The organism is Rhodoferax sp. ZS1R8, assembly GCF_056521325.1.
Genome location: NZ_JBWMBA010000003.1, coordinates 511,665 through 533,489 on the forward strand (window position 1 = coordinate 511,665; position 21,825 = coordinate 533,489).

The following is a 21,825-nucleotide window of genomic DNA, read 5'->3' on the forward strand; positions in this document are numbered from 1 at the left end:
TTGGGCAAAATGGCGACATTCCCCACCAACAAGGCTCCCGGAGACTGACCGCACGGCTCGCGCAAACGGATCGCGAACAGGCGTCGAGTCTTGTATTTTTGATACCAATAACAGACCGATTCGGCGCCAGTTGACTATTTGTCCCTTGGAACTTCACTTGCGACGTGTGGGGGAAACATTGCTGCCCATGAAACAATACTGGCCATGACTGCGCTGACCAGCCACACACCCGATACCGCCACGCGCGGGGCCCAACAATTGGTATTGGTTGGTGCAAGCCATGCGCATCTGCAGGTTCTGGCGCAGCTGGCCGCGCAACCCTTGGCACAGACCCAGGTGGTTCTGGTGGCACCACAAGCCAGCCTGGTGGTGCCAAGCATGGTTCCGGGTTTTGTGGCTGGGCACTACGCGCTGGAAGATTGCACGATACCCCTGCAACCGCTGGTTCAGCGCAGCGGCATCCGCTGGATCGACCGTAGCGTAACCGCGGTCGACATGGTTCAGCATGTGCTGCAACTGGATGACGGCAGTGCACTGGCGTTTGACTGGCTGTCGATCAACCCCAGCCCCATCCAGGACCGCAGTGCCCTGGAGTTCCAAATGCCCGGTGCGCGCGAGCATGGCTTGTTTCTGCGTCCCATCGAGACTTTCGCCGCGCTGTGGCCCCGCGTAGTGGCCTTGGGTGAAGAGCGTGCATTGCGCGTGGCGGTGATTGGGGGGGGTGCAGACGGGGTTGAACTGGCGCTGGCTGCCCGCCACCGTCTGCCCAACGCGGCTGTCACACTGGTCTGTGGCGCAGAGCCACTTGGCGCACGGTATGCGCCACCGGTGCAAAACCGTCTGGTGCGCTTGCTGAAGAAGTGCAAGGTAACCGTGTTGCAAGACAGGGCCTTGTCCTTGAAGGCAGGCAGCGTGCAACTGGCCTGTGGCGCCGATCTGGCCTGCGATGTGCCACTGCTGACGTTGGGTATGCAGGCGCCCCTGTGGCTAGCTGGGAGTGGTCTGGCGCTGGATGCGCATGGCTTTCCTGCAATAGATATGTACCAGCGCTCCACCAGCCATAGCCGGGTGTTCGCGGCGCAAGACGCCGGCACGCATCGGGAGGACCATGCCATCGCGCGCAGTGCGGCCCTTGCTGCAGACGCGGGGTACACGCTTGCCCACAACTTGGCGGCGGCCATCGCAAGCACGGTGCTCAAACCCCACCAACCGCCTGGTACCGCGCTGAACCTGTTGTCTGGTGGTGCGCGCTACGCCGTCGGCAGCTGGCGCAGTTTCAGTGCCCAGGGGCGCTGGCTGTGGTGGCTCAAAAACTGGCGGGACCGCCGGTTTGTGGCACGGTTCGCCCGGCCTGCCGCATAACTGCAGTGGCGATCAGCGCCTGCTCGGCATTGAGCTGGTAGACCGCTACATCATCCGCCGTCTCTATGCCCAACAGCAATTCTGGCGGCAGCGGCATCGCGGTAGTGGTCCTCAGGATTTGCGACAGCAATCGCACCCGGTGTCGGCCAGATATCCATTGGTCGGGCTTGAAATTGCCAGAAATACCTTTATCATTAGCACTCGTCGGCAATGAGTGCTAACACCACCCGCCGCCGCAAGTTAATGAGCGCCAACTTCGTAAAGTTGGCGCACGTTGAGTTTGTAATTGTTTCAAAACCAGGAGATTCCCCATGAAACTGCGTCCTTTGGCAGACCGCGTGATTGTTAAGCGCGTCGAAAACGAAACCAAGACTGCTTCCGGCATCGTCATTCCTGACAGCGCTGCTGAAAAGCCGGATCAAGGCGAAGTCTTGGCCGTTGGCCCAGGCAAGAAGAACGACAAGGGTGATCTGATTGCCATGAACGTCAAGGTCGGTGACCGTGTTCTGTTCGGCAAGTACAGCGGCCAGACCGTCAAGGTTGCCGGCGACGAGCTGTTGGTCATGAAGGAAGACGACCTGTTCGCGGTTGTCGAAGCCAAGTAACTATCAAATTCATAGCTGGCTACGCTATATCCACGCGGGCTAGCGGTTCATTTCACTTATTTAGGAGCCTATCATGGCAGCAAAAGACGTAATTTTCGGCGGCGAAGCCCGCGCACGCATGGTTGAAGGCGTGAACATTTTGGCCAACGCGGTCAAAGTGACCCTGGGCCCCAAGGGCCGTAATGTGGTTCTGGAGCGCTCTTTCGGCGCCCCCACCGTGACCAAGGACGGTGTGTCCGTGGCCAAGGAAATCGAACTGAAAGACAAGCTGCAAAACATGGGTGCGCAGATGGTCAAGGAAGTTGCTTCCAAGACTTCCGACATCGCTGGCGACGGCACCACCACGGCTACCGTGCTGGCACAAGCCATCGTGCACGAAGGCATGAAGTACGTGGCCGCAGGAATGAACCCCATGGACCTGAAGCGCGGTATCGACAAGGCCGTGTCGGCCCTGGTTGCTGAGCTGAAGAAGTCTTCCAAGGCGACTACCACTTCCAAAGAAATCGCCCAGGTCGGTTCCATCTCCGCTAACAGCGACGAGACCATCGGCAAGATCATTGCAGACGCAATGGACAAGGTCGGCAAAGAAGGCGTGATCACCGTGGAAGACGGCAAGTCGCTGGAATCCGAACTCGAAGTGGTTGAAGGCATGCAGTTTGACCGCGGCTACCTGTCGCCCTACTTCATCAACAACCCAGAAAAGCAAGCCGCTTTGCTGGACAACCCGTTTGTGCTGTTGTTCGACAAGAAGATCAGCAACATCCGTGACCTGCTGCCTACGCTGGAGCAAGTCGCCAAGGCTGGCCGTCCTTTGTTGATCATTGCTGAAGATGTCGATGGCGAAGCCCTGGCAACTTTGGTTGTGAACACACTGCGCGGCATCCTGAAGGTTGTGGCTGTCAAGGCTCCAGGTTTCGGTGACCGTCGCAAGGCCATGTTGGAAGACATCGCCATCCTGACTGGCGGTAAGGTGATTGCTGAAGAAATCGGCCTGTCGCTGGAAAAAGTGACTCTGGCTGATCTGGGTTCTGCCAAGCGCATCGAAGTCAGCAAGGAAAACACCATCATCATCGACGGTGCTGGTGCTGCTGCCGACATCGAAGCCCGCGTCAAACAAGTGCGCGTGCAAATCGAAGAAGCGACAAGCGACTACGACCGTGAAAAGCTGCAAGAGCGCGTGGCCAAGCTGGCCGGCGGTGTTGCCGTGATCAAGGTTGGCGCTGCCACCGAAGTCGAAATGAAAGAGAAGAAAGCCCGTGTTGAAGACGCACTGCACGCTACCCGCGCTGCGGTCGAAGAAGGCATTGTGGCTGGTGGCGGTGTTGCACTGTTGCGCGCCAAGCAAACGGCTGGCGTGGTCAAGGGCGACAACGCCGACCAGGAAGCCGGTATCAAGTTGGTGATGAAAGCGATTGAAGCGCCCCTGCGCGAAATCGTGTTCAACGGCGGCGGTGAAGCGTCTGTGGTGGTGGCAGCTGTGTTGGCCGGCAAGGGCAACTACGGCTTCAACGCTGCAAACGAAACCTACGGCGACATGATCGAAATGGGTATCCTGGACCCCACCAAGGTGACACGTACAGCCCTGCAAAACGCAGCGTCTGTCGCGTCCTTGATGTTGACGACCGAGTGCATGGTTGCTGAAGCCCCCAAGGCTGAAAGCGGCGGCGGCATGGGCGGCGGCGACATGGGTGGAATGGGCGGCATGGGTGGTATGGGCGGCATGGGCATGTAATTGCCTTTGCTTCTTGCCTGAGGGCGCATGGCGGCGATGCAAACGCTTGCCGTACCGGTGGTACTGTCAGCGCGTTTGCGCCTTGCCCTGCACCCTCATGCCGCGTCGAGTAGCGTTAGTGCTCTCGACACGAAAACAAAAAACCCGCCGGGTGTAAACCGGGCGGGTTTTTTGTTTATGTGAATATTCGACTATTCCTGCGAGTTCCAGTAGTGCGACATCGTCACAACCCGCCCCCACCGCAACCAGCTTTCAAATAGTCACTGATGATGGTCAACTGGTCCGTCATGATTTGACGCGTCCAGGCGGGGCCATGGGCATAGTCCTTCAGCACATGGAATTCAACCGGTTTACCCGCGGCTTTGGCTCGGTTTACAAACATTTCTGATTGAATCAGCGGAACGATTTGATCACGCTCGCCGTGGTAGACCATGATGGGGATCTTGATTTTGTCGGCCTGTGACAGTGGGCTTAGACCGCTTACAGTGGGTGCCTGTCGCTCTTTGAAAATAGGGTTACTGTAGAACCTGGCCCAAATCCTGTCGATATCCGATACCCCTGCGCCTGCGATGGAACACTTGTACAAATCGTTGGGCCGCACGGCGGCCGCAAAAGCAGCGTATCCACCATACGAAAAGCCAAACATCGCCATTCTCTTTGGGTCCGCCAGTTTTTCACTTACCAGCCATTTGGCACCGTCGTCTTTGTCGTCCTGCATTTTTTGACCCCACTCGCGGTCACCAGCAAGCCAAAGTGTGCGACCCCAGTCAGCAGACCCCCGGTATTGGGGCTGCAGCACTACCCGGCACTGCGATACCAGCATAGGTACCCAGCCGGACCCGTCGAAATTCATGGTGTCGCGAGCCCAAGGCCCACCGTGCGGGTGGATCACTGCGGCGTAAGGCCCAGGGCCGCACAGCTTTTCATTCGGAACTGTCAGATAGGCGGGGATGTTGAGCCCATCCCGTGCAGGGTAGTAAACAAAGCGCGAAGTACCCAAAGCAGCTCGGTCGATGGTTGGGTATTCTTTGGCCAACAGTTGCAGCTTTTGCTTGTGCAGCAGGTAGTGTTCGGTGGGGTAGTTGAGCCCGCTGACCCGAAACAAATAGGTTGGAGTTTCACCCGCTACACGCCGTACCAAACGGACTGTGACGCCGTCCAACGAGCGTACCTCCGCTTGGCTTGAACCCGACACGGCCATCAGCTTTTGGCTGGTTTCTTTGATACCCAGAGCCTGCGCAACGCCTTTGATCACCGTGTCAATTTCCGGATTCTCCCAATGCGAGTCGGTTCCAAACAGCCCAGCGTAGGTAAAGCCATCAAATCCTTCCTGCCCTGGCGCATTGTCATCCTTGTCCATACTGCGCACACCCGTTGCATCAAAGAACTTGTGTTCAAACAGTTTGGACAATGTTTTTTTCGCTGCGATGTCGTACTCGTAAATGGCAGCGAACTCCTGGCCCATATTGTTTTGGATGATGGCAATGTTGGGTTTTGCTCCTGGCGCTATGACATCGATCAGATCCCGATTTTTGACATAGTTGCGAAAGTGCTCCTCCCATCGGCCTTCGGTCGAACGGAAATCGATGGCAATAAAGGCACCGCCCCCATCGGACCCAAAACGTGACTTTGCCCACGGCACCCCCGCTGCATTGACCCACACTTGGCCATCGGTTTCGCCCAGCCGCATCAACCGGTTGGAAGTGCCAGTACGTATGTTGTAACGGAACAAGTCCCGGTTGTCGCCCCTCGAGTCACTTTCCAGCACGACATGGTCTGGGTCAGCCAGCATGCGGCTCAACACCGATGGGACTGCAAGTGCTGCCTGGAGTTTGGCACTGCCCGAACGGGCGATTTCGGCTGACGCCATCGGCTCGATCCAGTTTTTCCCTTCCAGATCCGTAAATAACAATTTGTTGATGAAAGTCTTCACCAAATCGTCACCACGGAGGTCGTAAGGCTGCATCAAGTCCACTCGCAACATGTCATTCTTCAAGAATGCCGCACTGCGAATCTGCATATTCTTGGCACTGATCACGGTGGGGCGTGCCGACAGATCGGCCAGCTTCCAGACCACGATGTTGCGCATATCCCCCGCGCTTTCAATGGCAAGCATGTGCTTGCCATCGGGCGAAATCTGAAAACCCGTCATAGCGGGAAACTGCGCAAGTTGCGCGATTGTCGGAACACGAACGGCCGCAGAGGGCGCGGCGGCGGTTTGTGCAAACGTCTGACCTGCAAACGCCGACACGAATGCAGCACAAAATCCGATCGCTCTTACTGATGAAGCTACTGTTTTCACTATCAATCCTCAAACAAAAATGGCCCTGGCAACACAGTTGCCAGGGCCTTGGGAAGCGATGATTAGAACGTTTTTGAGGCGTTCAGGAAGAAGCGACGGCCCGCGTAGTCAACACCGCTGTACAGGGGGGCATTGCCCACTCGGTTGTAGCCGGCCTGTGCAGAGATCGAAGGAGGCTTCACATCAGCCAGGTTGCGAACACCAAGCGTAACGCTCCACTTTCCAACCGCGTCCTTGTACCGGACCGATGCCGACTGCTGCAAATAGTTGGGTGTATCCAGCTTGAAGGTGCTGGTTGCCCCGTCTTCACCTAAGAATTCGTAGCTTGAAGTTTGTCCAACCCACTCCGCACTGTAGGAATAGGTCCACTCCTTCACCGTGTACCTAGCGTCCAGAGCGCCCGACCACTTGGGTCGCGTCAGGGTGCCGTTACGATTCTGGAGCGGATCGTCAGCAAACAACTTGTTGGCCTGTTCTCTGAACTCCGTTACCGATAGATTCAGGTCCAGACGTCCGAGGCCGACGTCGTTGGTGTACCGTGCGGTGATGTCGTTGCCACGTACGATGTCGGTGGCCAGGTTGACGTAACTGTCGTTAACCGTGAGGGCATTGGTCGTAGGATTGCGTGGCGCAATCAAGCGGCAAAAACCACCGCCCCCACGAAATGCCGCATCGTCATAACAACGTGTCAAGATGTCGGACGCACCTGCGCGTGCAACACCGTTGTCAACCTTGATGTCAAAGTAATCGACAGACAGGGAGAAGTCACCCCATCCGGTTGGCAACTCTGGCTGAAGAACAAAGCCCACCGTTTTGTTGTCCGAGGTTTCTGCTTTCAGGCCCGCAGCACGTCCGCCGGAGCTGATAACGGTAACACCCTGGGTTGCGGTAAAGCCAGCCGGGAGCCCTTCGCTCTGGCAGTTGGCACGGCGTGCAGTACCGACGGTTGTAGAAGCATCCCAGTTGTTGCATGGGTCAGTATTGGAGCTCAGGAAACCTGATGTGGCGCCCAAATTCTGTTCGAACAACGCGGGAGCACGGTAAGAAGTACCCTTGGTGGCGCGCAAAGTCAGCCACTTGGCGGGCGTCCACAACATACCGGCCTTGTAAGTGGAACCAGAACCATAGGACTCGTAATTGGCCCACCGCCCAGACACGTTCGCAGTCAATTCCTGAGCGCCGGGCACGTTTTTCAGCAATGGCACCTCGACCTCGCCAAACACGTCATTGGCCCGGTCGCTACCGCGCGTAACTGCAGAAGACGTCAAGTTGTACAGGTTGCCGGCTTGGGAATCCGCAGCAGGGGTATCGTCAATCGATGAGTTGCGCGTTTCCACTCCAAAAGCAGCCTTCACTTTGCCATACGGCAGCGAAAACAAAGGCCCTGTGACAGATGCGCTCAGCACATCTTCTCTGTACGCTGTATTGCCAGTAACGGGCTGGAACACGTAATTCACCCAGTTGGCAGGCAACTGGCCACCGATCACTGCGGCGGTCAGGGCAGGTGCTGCAACGCAGCCGTTGGCCGGGTTTACGCAGGCAAAACCTGCGCCGCTGGCCACCACGTTAGAGCTTTGTGCCAAACGATCCGTCAGGAACGAGTTGAAAGTGTAGGCTGCACGGCTTTGGCTGGACGTGAACGAGACGTCGTAATCCCACCCAGTGCTGCCTACCGCGCCACGCAAACCTGTCACGGCGCGGCCAAAATCAATCGATTGGCTGCTCTCGTCATTACCAAAGCCGATGAAGGCTCGCACGCCGACGTTGGCTCCGTTCGTGGTGGGCTGGGGGCCAAGGAAGTTGCTGAAGGCAAGGTTGGCCGGGATGAGTGGGCTGCCGCGCATGTAATCCAGAGACAACTGGCGGAAACCCGTCTGGCTGGAATCCCGGTGGCTCAACATGAGTTCGAAATACAGCTCGGCATCTCCCAGCGCATGCAAATCCAAGCCGCCTTGGAGAAACAGGTTTTGGTTGCGCGCCGGGGACAGAATATGGCGATTCAAGGTGCGCACATCAAAGGTATCGCGCACTCCAAGACTGTTCGCCCCGCCGCCTACGCCTTCATAACCGACCAAACCAGTCGTCACCGATGCATTCGGGCGCCAGCGGTTGAACGAGGAGCCAACCGAGCCGGGGGCACCAACTCCCGTGCGACTGCTAGTGCCCAGGGTATTGATGGTGACGCCGTTGGAGCCTGTGCCACTGATCGGGTAGCACTTAGGCTTTCCAGTAGTCGGGTCAATAAAGTCGAAACTACCCCATTCTCCCAATACGCCGTTTGTGTTGGTCCGGCGGTAGTCGGTGTTGCACTTTGTCCAGTCGCGTTGACCCAGAGTCAGACCCTCTTGCTGGTTGACTTGGTAAGAGGCCAGGAACCGCATGTTGTCCGTGACATGACCGCCAGAGATAGCGAAGGTGTTCGAAGTGCCACCACCATCCTGTGTGCGGGATGTGCCGCCTTCCACGGTGACCGACGTCAGATTTTTCTTGGTGATGATATTGATCACACCGGCCACGGCGTCTGATCCGTAAATGGACGAGGCGCCATCTTTCAAGACTTCAATGCGGTCCACGATGGCACTGGGCAGCGTATTCAGGTCGGCCGCGCCAACCGATCCACGCGAGCCGGAAGGGCCTAAACGGCGACCGTTCAGCAGCACCAGGGAGCGCGTGGGAGCAAAGCCACGCAGGCCAATAGTGTTGGCGCCTGGGCCACCCTCGGTCACAAATCCACCATAGGCGTTGTTAATTTGGCCCTGGCCCCCAGTGACGCCCGTGCTTTGCAGCACTTGTCCTGTAGAGGTAAAGCCGGCCAGCGCCGCATCTTCGTTGCGGATGATGGTGATCGGCGCAGGGGTGTTGAAATTGTCGCGCTTGATGCGTGAGCCAGACACCACAACCGTGTCCAGCGTCTTGCCATCTGCGGCCACACGGGCGGCGTCTGGAGCAGGCTTGGCGGCAGGCGCCGCGCCATCTTGCGGGGCGGTTTGCGCCGTAGCGGATTGCAAAAAGGTCAGGGCTAGCACTGCAAGCACGACGGGCTTGAGATTATGTTTAGTTTTGGAAAAGTGTGCCATGTTTCGGTACTTCAGATTCCTGAGTTAGGGGTTAGACCGTTGGATATTTCGGGTGGATAGCCTTCGGGTCGGGAAAATAACGGGGGAAAAGTCAGTTTAATGACATGTATCCAACTGTTACACCCAGTTAAACCCTAGATATGGGGTGCGAGCAACACATCCCTCAAGTCCAGTCAATTGGCCTTACACACGGAGGCAAATTAAGGCAGCGGCAGCAAGAGCGAATGCGGCAGAGCTTTCTGCCTTGACGCTACTTTTTTGATAGTTGCTTACGCTCATTGGACGAGGGCTGCAGCCCGTTTTACGATGACCCCAGATGTGCAGACACATCGGCCTGCAGTTGCACGGCAGAGACGAATTGGATGCCACGCCAGCCAAGGGCACGGGCGGCCAGCACATTATCTGGCAGGTCGTCGATGAATATGGTTTGCTCAGGTTGCAACCCGTAGCGGGATTGCAGCAATTGGTAAATCGCCGGGTCGGGCTTGACGTGCAAAGCGTCTCCCGAAAAGATTCCGCCATCGAACCACTGCAGGAAGGCGTGGCGGCGCTCGAGTTCACGGGCGTAGGGCACAGGCATGTTGGACAGGTAGTACAGGCGCAGATCGGGCCGTTGGTCGCGCAGCGCATGCAGGCGCTCGAGCAGGGCCACCGTTTCAGGCATGGGCTGCAGGCGCTCGCCAATGTGCTCCACCAGATTTCTCAACAGGCTGACGTCTAGGTCGAGCCGCTGCGCGGTACGCCGGATCACCGTGTCCATGGCCAACAGGCCCTGGTCAAAATTTTTCCAGTCCGCATGGGCAAAAACCGCCGTCGCCAGCGCGGCAGCCGACGCAGGCGTTGGGGCCCGCTTTGGAAAGCAATCGGACAATAAATCCGCCGGCTTCCATGTGAATAATACTGCGCCGAAATCGAATACAAAATTCATGCGTCTCCCGCCCAGTTGTCTCCGCAATGCGCCAAGCCCCGCGCCTCAACGCAAGCTAGGACCGCAGATGCACCAGCAGCCCTGCGGTTGACCCATCCAACCCTGTACCGTTGCCGCTCAGCAAACGCGCCTCCACATCCTTGGCCAACACTTTGCCCAGCTCCACCCCCCACTGGTCAAAGCTGTTGATGCCCCACACGGAGCCGCTGACAAACACCCTGTGCTCCTGCAAAGCAATCAAGGCACCCAGCGTCGTGGGCGTGAGCTCATCCAACAACAACAAGGTGCTGGGCCGGTTACCGGTGAAATGCTTGTGTCCGCCGGCGTCGGCCTTGCCCGCCATCAAGGCCTGTGCCTGCGCCAGCACGTTGGCCAGCAATAAAGTTTGGTGGCCCTGCAGGGTGTGGCGCTCCTTTTTCACCGCAACAAACTCCACCGGCACCACATCCGTCCCCTGGTGGAGCATTTGGAAGTAGGCGTGTTGCCCATTGGTGCCCGGCTCGCCCCACAGCGCCGGCGATGTAGCGAACGGCAGGGCATCGCCGGATGCATCCACGCGCTTGCCGTTGCTCTCCATCTCCAGCTGCTGCAAATACGCCGGGTAGCGCTTCAATGCGCTGTGGTAGGGCGCGATGCTGCGGCTGGTGAAGCCGTGGAAGTTGCGGTACCACACGTCGAGCAGGCCTAGGCGCACTGGCAGATTGCTGGCCAATGGGGCGGTGCGGAAGTGCTCGTCCATATCGTGCGCACCGGCCAGGAACGCGCGGAAGCCTTGCGGCCCAATCGCAATCGCCAGCGGCAAGCCAATGGCCGACCACAGCGAATAGCGGCCACCCACCCAGTCCCAAAAACCAAACGTGGTGCTGATGCCAAAGGCCTTGGCCGCTTCCACATTCGTCGTCAACGCTGCGAAATGCCGCGCCGTGTCCGTGCCACCCTGCGCCGCGAACCAGGCCTTGGCCGAGCGGGCGTTGGTCATGGTCTCGATGGTGGTGAACGTCTTGCTGGCGATCAGGAACAGCGTGCTCTCGGTCTTGAGCTCTTTGAGCACCGCGTCCAGTTCGTGGCCGTCCACATTGGACACAAAGTGGAAGCGCTTGCCAGGGATCGCAAACGCATCCAGCGCCAGCACCGCCATCTGTGGCCCCAGATCCGAGCCGCCGATACCGATGTTGACGATGTCGGTGATGGCCGCATCGTCGCGCACGGTCTGCGCGTAGGCGAGCATGGCGTCCAGCGTGGCGTGGACCAGGCTCAACTCAGTCGCTACATTTTTGATAGCTGGTTGCGCTCTCTGGACGAGGGCTACAGCCGGATAGCGCAATAGCCAATGCATCACAGCACGGCCTTCGGTGCTGTTGATGGCCTCGCCGGCAAACATTGCATCGCGGTGCGCTTCCACACCGCATTCGCGCGCCAGCTTCTGCAACAGGGCTTCGGTGTCCGTGTCCAGCAGGTTCTTGGAGAGGTCGGCAAACACATGGGGTGCGGACTGGCTGAAGCGCGCAAAACGCTCGGTGTCGGCGGCAAAGGCCTGGCGCACATCCAGCGCGCGGGCGCCATCGGCAAAGGCGGCTTCCAGCGCACCCCAGGCGGCGGTGCGGTCACAACGTACACGGGTCATGGGGTAATTGTCTTTAACTTGATAGGATTTACGCGGCCAACATCAGCTGCTCAAGCTTGACAGCGTCCACGCAGAAAGCGCGAATGCCTTCGGCCAACTTTTCGGTCGCCATCGCGTCTTCGTTCAGCGCCAAGCGGAAGCCGGCTTCGTCGTAGTGCACATGCTGCAGGTCCAGCTGCTGCGCGCGGGCGGCGTCCAGCGACTGCACCAGCGGCGCTTCGGTGGCGGCCAGCGTGGCCAGCAAATCGGGGCTGATCGTCAGCAGGTCGCAACCGGCCAGCGCCGTGATCTGACCCACATTGCGAAAGCTCGCGCCCATGACTTCGGTGGCGATGCCGAACTTTTTGTAGTAGTTGTAGATCTGGGTCACCGACTGCACGCCAGGATCGTTGGCATTCGCACGTTCGGCCTCTACCCATGCGGCGCCGGCGGACTTTTTGTACCAGTCGTAAATGCGGCCGACAAATGGGGAAATCAGCTGCACCTTGGCCTGGCCGCAGGCCACTGCCTGGCAAAACGCAAACAGCAACGTCAGGTTGGTGTGGATGCCCTTGCGTTCCAGTTGCTCAGCGGCTTGTATGCCTTCCCAGGTGGCAGCAACCTTGATCAGCACGCGGTCGATATGGATGCCCTGGGCCTGGTACAGCTCGATCAGGCGTTCGCCACGCGCAACGGTGGCATTGGTGTCAAAGCTTAGACGGGCATCGACCTCGGTGGATACGCGGCCGGGGATGATGGACAGGATCTCGCAACCGAAACGCACCAGCAGGCGGTCCATGGTTTCATCCAGTGGGCGGTCGCGGAACTTGGCGACTGTGTCCTTTAGCAGGGGCGCGTAATCGGGCTTTTGGACGGCCTTGAGGATCAGAGAGGGGTTGGTGGTGGCGTCCTGCGGCTGGAAGGCGCTGAGTTGCTTGAAGTCGCCGGTGTCCGCCACGACGGTGGTAAAGGCTTTGAGTGCGTCGAGTTGATTCATGGGTTGAATTATCCGTGAAACAAAGTTACATTACCGTGTCTAATTTCATGTAACTTCAAAATTTTCTATGAGCTTTGATCTTGTCTTGTTCGGTGGCACGGGTGATCTGGCCTGGCGCAAACTCATGCCGGCGCTGTTCCAGGCATTTCGCCATGGCTCACTGCCCGAGGGCGGACGCATCATAGGTGTGGGGCGCGATGACCTCAGTGCGGAGCAGTACAGAAGCCTGATCCAGTCGCGGTTTGACAAGGTGGACCTGGCCAAACGCCCCAGCGCCGAGGAATTCGCCCGTTTCGCAGCGCTGCTGGATTTTGTCCGCATGGACCTCTCCAAGCCCGATGATTACGCCCACCTGGCTAGCACACTGCAAGCCCGTAACGCCGATACCGTGGTCATGTACCTGGCCACCGCGCCCAGTCTGTTCACGACGATATGTGAGCAATTGGCCGCCGCCAAGCTGAACACGCCGCACACCCGCATCGTCCTTGAAAAGCCTCTGGGCCACGACCTGGCATCCAACCGCGCTATCAACCACACGGTGCGCCAGTATTTTGAGGAAAAGCAGGTTTTCCGCATCGACCATTACCTGGGCAAGCCCGCGGTGCAAAACCTGTTTGCGCTGCGTTTCGGCAATGCGCTGTTTGAGCCACTGTGGCGCCGTGAGCACATCGCCAACATCCAGATCACGATTTCTGAAGAACTGGGCGTGGAGAAACGTGGCGCTTTCTACGAGACCACCGGCGCGCTGCGCGACATGGTGCAGAACCACGCGCTGCAACTGCTGTGCGCCATTGGCATGGAGCCGCCCATCAACTCGCATGCCGATGCGATCCGCGATGAGAAGCTCAAGGTGCTGCGTTCGCTGAAGCCCTGGACGCAGGAAACGCTGGCGCAGGACGTGGTGCGGGGGCAGTATTCCTCTGGCAGCATCGATGGCGCCAAGGTGCCGGGTTACCGCGAAGAACTGGGCGTCAATCCTCAGAGCAATACCGAAACCTTTGTGGCGCTGCGCACCGAGATCGCCAACTGGCGCTGGGCCGGCGTACCGTTTTACATCCGCACCGGCAAGCGCCTGACCGGTCGTGATGCCCACATCGTTGTCAATTTCCGGCCGACGCCGCATGCCATCTTCAATTCGCAAATCGGCGTAGCTAACAGCCTGGTCATCAACCTGCAACCCAAGGACGGGCTGGAGTTGCATTTGCTGGCACAAGGCCAAAACAACCGCCAGGCCAAGGCTGGCGCCGCACAGGCCCTGGTACCGGTTCAGCTGGACCTGGACTTTGACAAACGCTTTGGCTCCGAGCGCGTCGGCGCCTATGAACGCTTGCTGCTGGACGTCATCGACGGCCGCCTGAACCTGTTTGTGCGCAGCGACGAGCAGGAAGAAGCCTGGCGCTGGGTCGAACCCATCATGAACCACTGGACCAACGACGCCCAAGGCCCGCGCATGTACGCGGCGGGCAGTTGGGGACCCAGTGCCTCGAGCGCTATGATCGCCCGCGATGGCTATTGCTGGTCGGAAGAAAGCTAAATATGGCCCCCCACGCTCGTCGCTTCGCGTACTTCGCTGCCCCCCAATGGGCTAGTGCTTTGCCATGCTAGACCGCATCCAGGCCGCTCTGCCATCTCTGGCCCCTGCGGAGCAGCGTGTAGGCAAGCTTTGCCTGGCCGACCCGCGGGCGTTTGCCAAGTTGCCGGTCAGCGTGCTGGCAGATCGTTCGCATGTCAGCAAACCCACCGTTGTAAGGTTCTGCCGCAGTGTGGGTTACGACGGGCTGGCGGACTTTAAACGCAAACTGGCAGGCACCGTCAACGAAGGCGTACCCTTCATCCACCGCAGTGTGGACACCGACGACAAGACGTCGGACGTGATGGTGAAGGTCATAGACAACACGGTGGCTGCGTTTTTGAAGTACCGCAACGAGGCCAGCACGATTGCGCTGGAGAAGGCAGTTGTGGCACTGATGGCGGCCTACGAGGGCAAACACCGCATCCAGTTCTTTGGCGTGGGCAACTCCGGCGTGGTGGCGCAGGATGCGCAGCACAAGTTTTTCCGTCTGGGCGTCCACACGGTGTCTTTTAGCGACGGCCATATGCAGGTCATGAGTGCATCCACGCTCGGCCCGGGCGATTGCGTGGTGGTCATCAGTAACTCGGGACGCACCCGTGACCTGATGGACGCTTGTGATATCGCACGCAAGAACGGGGCTACAACCATTGTCATCACGGCCAGCGGCTCACCCTTGGCGAGCGCCGGCCACATACATCTCAGTGCAGACCACCCCGAGAGTTTTGACAAATACAGCCCCATGGTGTCGCGTCTGCTGCACCTGATGATCATCGACATTCTGGCCACCTGCGTGGCACTGCGTATTGGCGGCGACCGGCTTCAACCCTTGCTGCGCGAAATGAAAGGCAATTTACGCAGCAAACGCTACACCTGACAAGCACCCACACCAATTAAAAAGCCCCCGTTGCGTTACCGCAGCGGGGGCTTTTGACTTGAAACCCTCAACTGGCCGAAGCCAGCGTCAGATTAGAAGTTCATGCGAACGCCAACACCGTATAAGTCAGCATCAACAGCAGACTTCAGGCCCATCGCGCCAGCTGCGTTCTTGGCAGACTTGCCAGACTTCCCGTCACGGCGGTAGTCAGCGTACAGCGTGGTGCGCTTGCTCAGGCTATAACCAGCATACAACAGGTAATCGGTATCGTCGAAACCGGTGTCTTGTGCAACGTCAACTGTGAACTTCCATGCGCCAACTGGGATGGATGCACCCAGTGTGAAACCTTGGGAATCACCAGCTGGATCCTGGAAGCTGCCGGCAACGGTAAAGCCACCGAAGTTGTAGCTAGCGCCCAGAGCGTAGTTACCATCAGTAGAAGCACCTGCTGCAACCTTGTCGTTTTTCCAGTAGGACAGGCCAACTGCCAGGGGGCCAGCAGCGTAGACCAAGTTTGCGTCGATCTTGCTGCCCAAGGGAGCTGTAGCCAAGGCATTAATTGCCGCAGCCGCTCCGGCAGGATTACCAAGAATGGAGAGACCTGTAGCTCTTGCGACCGCAGAGTCAACTCCGTTTTCCATGCCGTCGATTTCAGTCACGTAACCCAGCGTACCGGAGAAACCACCCAGGTTTGGTGTGGTGTAGCTGAATTCGCGGCTGTTGCGGGAATTAGCACCAGCAAAACCGAATTGGTTAGCAACTGCGGAAAAATTAGCAGCGCCAGTCAGTTCCCAGGCAACAACGCCGAAGAAAGTGGGGCTCAAAGTACGACCAGCCTTGACACGACCGAAGCCGCCATCCAAAGCGATGTAAGCGTAACGTGAGTCGGTGGTGCCAGTGGCGCCAGTTTCGTAATTGATGTTTTGCTCGAACTGAGCAGTAGCTTTCAGGCCGCTACCAAGATCTTCGACAACCTTGATGCCCCAACGGCTATTGCCATCATTGCTGAAATCGTTGGCTTTCATATTCAGGTCGCTTTTGACGCCAGGAACGTTACCAATGGCGCCCAAAGAGAGGTCAGCAACGCCGTACAGCGTCACTTGCGCCATCGAGGCGCTGGAAGCGGCCAAAACGGCCAAAGCGATGAGGGTTTTTTTCATTTCGGGTTTCTCAAAAAGGTTAAACAGCGGGCTCAGGTCCTACGGGATCAGAACCCCGGGCCAACCTCCTAGTTCAGGAAGTTGGGTGTATTGCACCAGACCCATGCCTATTTGGCAAAGCATTGACCTTAAAAAGCCCGTAAAAACCCGAAATCCGCGGGCATCCGTTGCAGGGTTGCAACAATTTGTTTCCCCCTTGCTACACTGCAATCGCGCTAGACTGGCGCACCGATCTTTTTACGGAGTTTCCCCAATGGATTCGCTGCTGAATGCCGCTGGTTCCGCCTTGCGCACACTGTTCTCCAAACCGCATGCGGCGCACGCCTGTCCGACGGTTGCGGAGCACGCAACCCAGCTGGATGCGTCGCAGAGCCGCACTTCGGCAGCGCTGATGCGGGTAAACCATGTTGGCGAGGTGTGCGCCCAAGCGTTATACGCAGCACAGGCGCTGTCCACCAACAACCCCTCCTTGCGCGCGCAATTCGCCCAGGCCAGCATCGAAGAAACCGACCATTTGGCCTGGACGGCGCAGCGCCTCGATGAATTGCACGCCCGCCCCTCCCTGTTGAACCCCCTGTGGTACGCCGGAGCCTTTGGCCTGGGATTATTGGCCGGGCGCCTGGGTGACCGGGTGAGTCTGGGTTTCGTCGTGGAAACCGAGCTTCAAGTTGGTGCCCACTTACAAAGTCACCTCGACCAATTACCCGCTGGCGATCACGCGTCGCGGGCCATTGTGGCGCAGATGCGGGATGACGAGCTGCGCCACGCCCGGCTTGCCCAAGACGCGGGAGCCATCGAATTACCGCAACCCGTCAAAAATCTGATGCGTGCCGCGGCCAAAGTCATGACCACGGTAGCGCACCACGTTTAAGCCTCTAAAAGCTCAAAACTGGTCGTAATTTCGGCCATCTTCGCCAACATGATGCTCGCTGAGCAATACTTCTCGTGGCTGAGCGCTATGGCCCGCTCTACTGCGACGGCTGGCAAACCCTTGCCAGTCACCGTAAAGTGCATATGGATTTTGGTGAACACCTTGGGTTCCGTTTGCGCACGCTCTGCCGTGAGTTTGACGCTACAGCCTTGCACAGCATGGCGTCCGCGCTTGAGGATCAGAACAACGTCATAGGCCGTGCAACCGCCTGTGCCGGCTAAAACTGTTTCCATGGGCCGGGGCGCCAAATTCTGGCCACCGCTTTCCGGCTTTTCGGCGTCAGGCGCGCCGTCCATGACCAGCGTGTGGCCGCTACCGGTTTCGGCAACAAAACCCATGGCCGAACGGGTTCCTAAACCCCCAGTCCAGCTGACTGTGCATTCCATGTCCTCACTCCTTGGCGTGTAAGCAAACCGCATTCGCGGGATGGTGGCGATTATCATCGCGTCAACATTCGCCCCTCTGCCATGACGACCAAAGCCACCCAACACCTGACGCCTGACGACTACCTGAAGAAAATCCTGACGGCCCGTGTGTACGACGTGGCAACAGAATCCGCGCTAGAGCCGGCTAAGCAGTTGGGCAAGCGCCTGCACAACACGGTGCTGCTCAAGCGCGAAGACCAGCAACCGGTACGCAGCTTTAAATTGCGAGGCGCGTACAACAAAATGGCGCAACTCAGCGCCGAGCAACTGGCCAAGGGCGTGATTTGTGCGTCTGCCGGCAACCACGCGCAAGGTGTCGCACTCAGCGCGCACAAGCTGGGCGCACGGGCGGTCATCGTGATGCCAACCACCACGCCCCAGGTCAAGATTGACGCGGTGCGTGGGTTTGGCGGTGAAGTGGTGCTGCACGGCGACAGCTATTCAGATGCTTATGCCCACTCTCTGTCACTGCAAAAGAAGCAGGGATTGACCTTCGTCCACCCGTTTGATGACCCGGATGTCATCGCGGGGCAAGGCACCATTGCAATGGAGATTCTGCGCCAGGTACAAACGCTACACAAACGCGGATCAACAGGCCCAGAGGACGTGACCGCCCGCCCCGCATTGGACGCCGTTTTTGTGGCCATTGGCGGAGGTGGTCTGGTCTCTGGCGTTGCGAACTACATCAAGGCGGTAGACCCACGCATCAAGGTCATCGGTGTGCAAACCAGCGATTCCAACGCCATGCTGCAGTCCGTGACGGCAAAGAAACGGGTCACGCTGCAGGATGTGGGCCTGTTTGCCGATGGCACAGCAGTGAAGCTGGTCGGTGAAGAGACATTCCGGATCGCCAGCGGCCTGGTCGACGAGTTTGTGGTTGTCGACACGGACGCCGTGTGCGCCGCTATCAAGGACATATTCATCGACACCCGCAGCATCGTCGAACCCTCCGGCGCCATGGCTGTTGCGGCCGTCAAGCAATACGTCGCTCTACACAAGACAAAGGGCGAAACCTACGCCGCCATCCTGTGCGGCGCCAACATGAATTTCGACCGTTTGCGCTTCGTTGCGGAACGTGCCGAGGTTGGTGAAGAACGCGAGGCACTGTTCGCTGTCACGATCCCTGAAGAGCGTGGCAGCTTCAAGCGTTTTTGCGAGTTGATTGGCGAGCTGCCCGGTGGTCCGCGCAACGTGACGGAGTTCAACTACCGCATCAACGATGCTGCCAAGGCGCATGTGTTTGTAGGCCTGACCACGCAGGGCAAAGGGGAGTCTGGCAAGGTCGCGCTTAACTTCACAAAGCACGGCTTCCAGACGCTGGATCTGACCCACGACGAGCTTGCCAAGGAGCACATTCGCCACATGGTTGGCGGCCATTCTGCGCTGGCGGAGAACGAGCGTTTGCTGCGCTTTGTGTTCCCCGAACGCCCCGGCGCACTGATGAAGTTTTTAAGCCTGATGCGGCCCGGCTGGAACATCAGCTTGTTCCACTACCGCAACCAGGGAGCGGACTACGGTCGTATTCTGGTAGGCCTGCAAGTACCCAAGACGGACGACAAGGCGTTTGCCAAGTTCCTGCAAACGCTGGACTACCCCTATGTGGAAGAAACCGATAACCCGGTCTATCGCATGTTCCTGCAACGCTGATCGGAAAGTCCAACATGGGAATATCTCTGGACGGCAAATTGGTGGTGGCGATCTCCAGCCGCGCGCTGTTTGATTTCGAGGAAGAGAACCAGGTCTTCGAACAATCAGACGACACGGCCTACATGCGCCTGCAACTGGAGCGGCTGGACATTCCCGCCAAACCCGGCGTTGCGTTCTCGTTGGTGCAAAAGCTGCTTGCCTTCAATGACACAGCGTCGCAAAAGGTCGAGGTTGTCATCCTTTCGCGCAACGATCCCGTCAGCGGCCTGCGCGTCATGAAATCGGCTGCGCACTATGCTCTGCCGATCATCCGCTGCTCGTTTACCCGCGGCGAACCACCCTGGCGCTATCTCAAGCCCCTGCACGCGAATTTGTTCCTCAGTACCCACCTCAGCGATGTACGCGCCGCGCTAGAGGCCGGCGTGCCTGCTGCCCAAGTCTACCCCCGGTCTGCACACGCCAGCGTTGCCCACCCCACTGAAGTTCGGATTGCGTTCGACGGTGATGCCGTACTCTTCAGCGATGAGGCAGAGCGGGTCTACCAATCGCAGGGGCTGAACGCATTTCAGCAACACGAGATGGACAAGGTCGCGTTGCCGCTACCGGACGGTCCTTTCAAGCCGCTACTGGTCGCCTTGCACAGAATGCAACAGGCCGCCACGCCACACATGCGCATCCGCACAGCACTGGTCACAGCCCGCAGCGCGCCCGCTCACGAGCGCGCGATTCGCACACTGATGGACTGGAACATCGAGATCGACGAGGCCATGTTTTTGGGTGGGCTGGACAAGGGTGAATTCCTGCGCGAGTTTGAACCGGATTTCTTTTTCGACGACCAGACCGGGCACATCGAGTCAGCGGCCCGTCACGTGCCCTCGGGGCATGTGGCCAGCGGCGTACGAAACGGGTAGGCTATTGCGGTGCCACGCTTGCCGTAAAGGTTTGTAAAGCCGGGCGTGTGCCGTCGCCTATCCGGTACATCATCGCGTTAGACAACGATGTTCCCTGCGCAAAGGACTGGCCCATGAACAACACCCTCGCCCACCATCCCTCAAGACGGGCCGTTCTGCAAACCCTTGCAGCGTCCACGTACCTGGGACCCGGTCTGGTCTTCTCGCAAAGTGCGGCACCAACAGCGCTTGGGCTTCCTGCCCCCTCTTCCAACTCTACGCTCTCCCTGGACGCACAAGCCTGGCGCGCAATGGCCCGTGTGGGATATGGCCCCACCCCTTCTCTGGTACGGGCGGTCCAAGCTACGCGCAGCCCGCGCGAATGGGCGCTACAACAAGTTGACGCGGCATTCAGCGCCAGCCAACAACCACCCCATATCGCGCCGGAACTAGCTGACTTCAACGCAGCGCTCCCGCGCATATACGAAGGCTTTCAACGAGAACGGGAATTGCGGGCCAAAAGCCGTACGACGTCAGAAGCAGCGCCGGATCCCGCGCAGGCCAGGCGCATGGAATTTTCGGAGCCACGTGACCCCGAGCACTTCAGCCGCATGCTGGTGCAGCAAGCGGCTGCATGGCGCCTCAGCAGTTGTAGCCAACCCGAGCTGGAGAACCCTCTGCTCGCGCGTATGACCGAGTTCTGGTTCAACCACCTCAATGTGTTCATCGGTAAAGGGGCCGTGCGGCCGTTCACCGGCCACTACGTCGTCAACGTGGCACGCCGCCATGCCCTTGGCAAGTTTGAAGACCTGCTACTGGCCAGCGCCCGCCACCCCGCCATGCTCCTATACCTGGACCAGGCACAAAGCGTTGCGGACGGCACGCAAGGGCCGCAGGGCAAAGTCCGCGGACTCAACGAGAACTATGCCCGGGAGCTAATGGAACTGCACACGCTGGGCGTAGACGGCGGTTACAGCCAGACCGACGTGCGGGAACTAGCACGCGTGCTCACTGGGTGGACCGTATCGCGAGACGACGCGTCCGGTTTTCGCTTTGCGCAACGCCTGCACGATCGCGCCGACAAGCGGGTACTGGGGCAACGCTTTCCCACCGCTCCCGCGCGCAGTGGCGTCCTGGAGGGGGAAGACGCCATCCGCATGCTCGCACGCCACCCGGCAACGGCAAAGCGTGTCAGCCTGCGGTTGGCCCAATTCTTTGTAGCGGACCAGCCATCGGCCGAATTGGTACAGCGCATCAGCCGCAGCTTCAGCGCAACCCAGGGTGATCTGCGGGCCGTGATGCGCACGGTGCTGGAGTCGCCGGATTTCTGGCTGCCCGGCAACCGCCTGTTCAAAACGCCGATGGACTACGCCTGCTCCGCACTAGCAGCCACCCAAGGGGCTGCCCAAGAACAGCTGGGAAGCGAGCCCTACCGCCGCAACGTGGTATTGACGTTGGGCTTCCTGGCCAACGCAGGCCAGCCCATGCACGGCTGGCAAACACCCGATGGTTACAAATTCGATGCTGCTAGCTGGCTGGTCCCTGAGGCGCTGACCCGCCGCGCCGACTTTGCGCTGGCCCTTGCGCGGAAGCCGCAGGACCTGGAGTTCTTGACGCCATATCTCGGCTCGGCGACCCGCGACGCCCTAGCCAAGGAAAGCACTGCCATGCGCCCTGGTCTGGTGCTGGCCAGCCCCGACTTCATGTACAAGTAGAAGG

The 21,825-nt window shown here is 58.9% G+C and carries 16 protein-coding genes and 1 pseudogene; 9 read left to right on the forward strand and 8 right to left on the reverse strand.

The window, feature by feature from the left end:
- Nucleotides 1-204: 204 nt before the first annotated feature.
- Nucleotides 205-1,362, forward strand: coding sequence for an FAD-dependent oxidoreductase (locus AC097P_RS13315; protein ID WP_479610896.1), 1,158 nt, complete (start codon nt 205-207; stop codon nt 1,360-1,362).
- A 4-nt stretch (nt 1,363-1,366) separates the two neighbouring features.
- Here AC097P_RS13315 and AC097P_RS13320 read toward each other — a convergent pair.
- Nucleotides 1,367-1,492 (reverse strand): annotated as a pseudogene (locus AC097P_RS13320) (selenide, water dikinase SelD); the annotation flags it as partial.
- A gap of 181 nt (nt 1,493-1,673) precedes the next feature.
- On the opposite strand from AC097P_RS13320, the gene AC097P_RS13325 reads away from it, so the two are divergent.
- Both AC097P_RS13325 and groL read left to right on the forward strand, forming a co-directional pair.
- Entirely contained in the window at nt 1,674-1,967 is a 294-nt protein-coding gene (locus tag AC097P_RS13325; RefSeq protein ID WP_479610897.1) for a co-chaperone GroES, read from the forward strand.
- A 73-nt stretch (nt 1,968-2,040) separates the two neighbouring features.
- Nucleotides 2,041-3,699 (forward strand): chaperonin GroEL, encoded by a 1,659-nt coding sequence (gene groL, locus AC097P_RS13330; protein WP_479610898.1) that lies wholly within the window; start codon nt 2,041-2,043, stop codon nt 3,697-3,699.
- A gap of 223 nt (nt 3,700-3,922) precedes the next feature.
- Here the strand turns inward: groL and AC097P_RS13335 are convergent, their stop codons facing one another.
- From AC097P_RS13335 to tal, 5 genes are all read right to left on the reverse strand, one after another.
- Nucleotides 3,923-5,851, reverse strand: a complete 1,929-nt coding sequence (locus AC097P_RS13335; protein WP_479610899.1) for an alpha/beta hydrolase family protein — start codon at nt 5,849-5,851, stop codon at nt 3,923-3,925.
- 212 nt (nt 5,852-6,063) lie between these two features.
- A complete protein-coding gene (locus AC097P_RS13340; protein ID WP_479610900.1) occupies nt 6,064-9,078 on the reverse strand; it encodes a TonB-dependent receptor domain-containing protein in 3,015 nt (1,004 codons plus the stop codon).
- Nucleotides 9,079-9,379: 301 nt separating this feature from the next.
- On the reverse strand, nt 9,380-10,006 hold the full coding sequence (locus AC097P_RS13345) for an HAD family hydrolase (RefSeq protein ID WP_479610901.1): 627 nt from the start codon (nt 10,004-10,006) through the stop codon (nt 9,380-9,382).
- Nucleotides 10,007-10,061: 55 nt separating this feature from the next.
- Entirely contained in the window at nt 10,062-11,630 is a 1,569-nt protein-coding gene (pgi, locus tag AC097P_RS13350) for a glucose-6-phosphate isomerase (RefSeq protein WP_479610902.1), read from the reverse strand.
- 28 nt (nt 11,631-11,658) lie between these two features.
- Entirely contained in the window at nt 11,659-12,606 is a 948-nt protein-coding gene (gene tal / locus AC097P_RS13355; protein WP_479610903.1) for a transaldolase, read from the reverse strand.
- A gap of 67 nt (nt 12,607-12,673) precedes the next feature.
- Here tal and zwf point away from each other — a divergent pair, with 67 nt between their 5' ends.
- Both zwf and AC097P_RS13365 read left to right on the forward strand, forming a co-directional pair.
- Complete coding sequence (gene zwf / locus AC097P_RS13360) at nt 12,674-14,140, forward strand: glucose-6-phosphate dehydrogenase (RefSeq protein ID WP_479610904.1); 1,467 nt, start codon at nt 12,674-12,676, stop codon at nt 14,138-14,140.
- Nucleotides 14,141-14,204: 64 nt separating this feature from the next.
- A complete protein-coding gene (locus AC097P_RS13365) occupies nt 14,205-15,053 on the forward strand; it encodes a MurR/RpiR family transcriptional regulator (protein ID WP_479610905.1) in 849 nt (282 codons plus the stop codon).
- Between the two features lie 92 nt (nt 15,054-15,145).
- Here AC097P_RS13365 and AC097P_RS13370 read toward each other — a convergent pair whose 3' ends face one another.
- Nucleotides 15,146-16,213 (reverse strand): porin, encoded by a 1,068-nt coding sequence (locus AC097P_RS13370; protein WP_479610906.1) that lies wholly within the window; start codon nt 16,211-16,213, stop codon nt 15,146-15,148.
- 253 nt (nt 16,214-16,466) lie between these two features.
- Here AC097P_RS13370 and coq7 point away from each other — a divergent pair, with 253 nt between their 5' ends.
- Nucleotides 16,467-17,084: a 2-polyprenyl-3-methyl-6-methoxy-1,4-benzoquinone monooxygenase gene (coq7, locus tag AC097P_RS13375; protein ID WP_479610907.1), complete on the forward strand. Its 618-nt coding sequence runs from the start codon at nt 16,467-16,469 to the stop codon at nt 17,082-17,084.
- On the opposite strand, the gene AC097P_RS13380 is transcribed toward coq7, so the two are convergent.
- On the reverse strand, nt 17,081-17,530 hold the full coding sequence (locus AC097P_RS13380; protein ID WP_479610908.1) for an OsmC family protein: 450 nt from the start codon (nt 17,528-17,530) through the stop codon (nt 17,081-17,083). The genes coq7 and AC097P_RS13380 overlap by 4 nt on opposite strands.
- A gap of 81 nt (nt 17,531-17,611) precedes the next feature.
- On the opposite strand from AC097P_RS13380, the gene ilvA reads away from it, so the two are divergent.
- The 3 genes from ilvA to AC097P_RS13395 all read left to right on the forward strand — a co-directional run bounded on the left by ilvA (nt 17,612) and on the right by AC097P_RS13395 (nt 21,821).
- Nucleotides 17,612-19,216: a threonine ammonia-lyase, biosynthetic gene (gene ilvA, locus AC097P_RS13385; protein ID WP_479610909.1), complete on the forward strand. Its 1,605-nt coding sequence runs from the start codon at nt 17,612-17,614 to the stop codon at nt 19,214-19,216.
- 14 nt (nt 19,217-19,230) lie between these two features.
- Nucleotides 19,231-20,127, forward strand: a complete 897-nt coding sequence (locus AC097P_RS13390; protein WP_479610910.1) for a 5'-nucleotidase — start codon at nt 19,231-19,233, stop codon at nt 20,125-20,127.
- Between the two features lie 113 nt (nt 20,128-20,240).
- Nucleotides 20,241-21,821, forward strand: a complete 1,581-nt coding sequence (locus AC097P_RS13395; protein ID WP_479610911.1) for a DUF1800 domain-containing protein — start codon at nt 20,241-20,243, stop codon at nt 21,819-21,821.
- Nucleotides 21,822-21,825 lie beyond the last annotated feature (4 nt).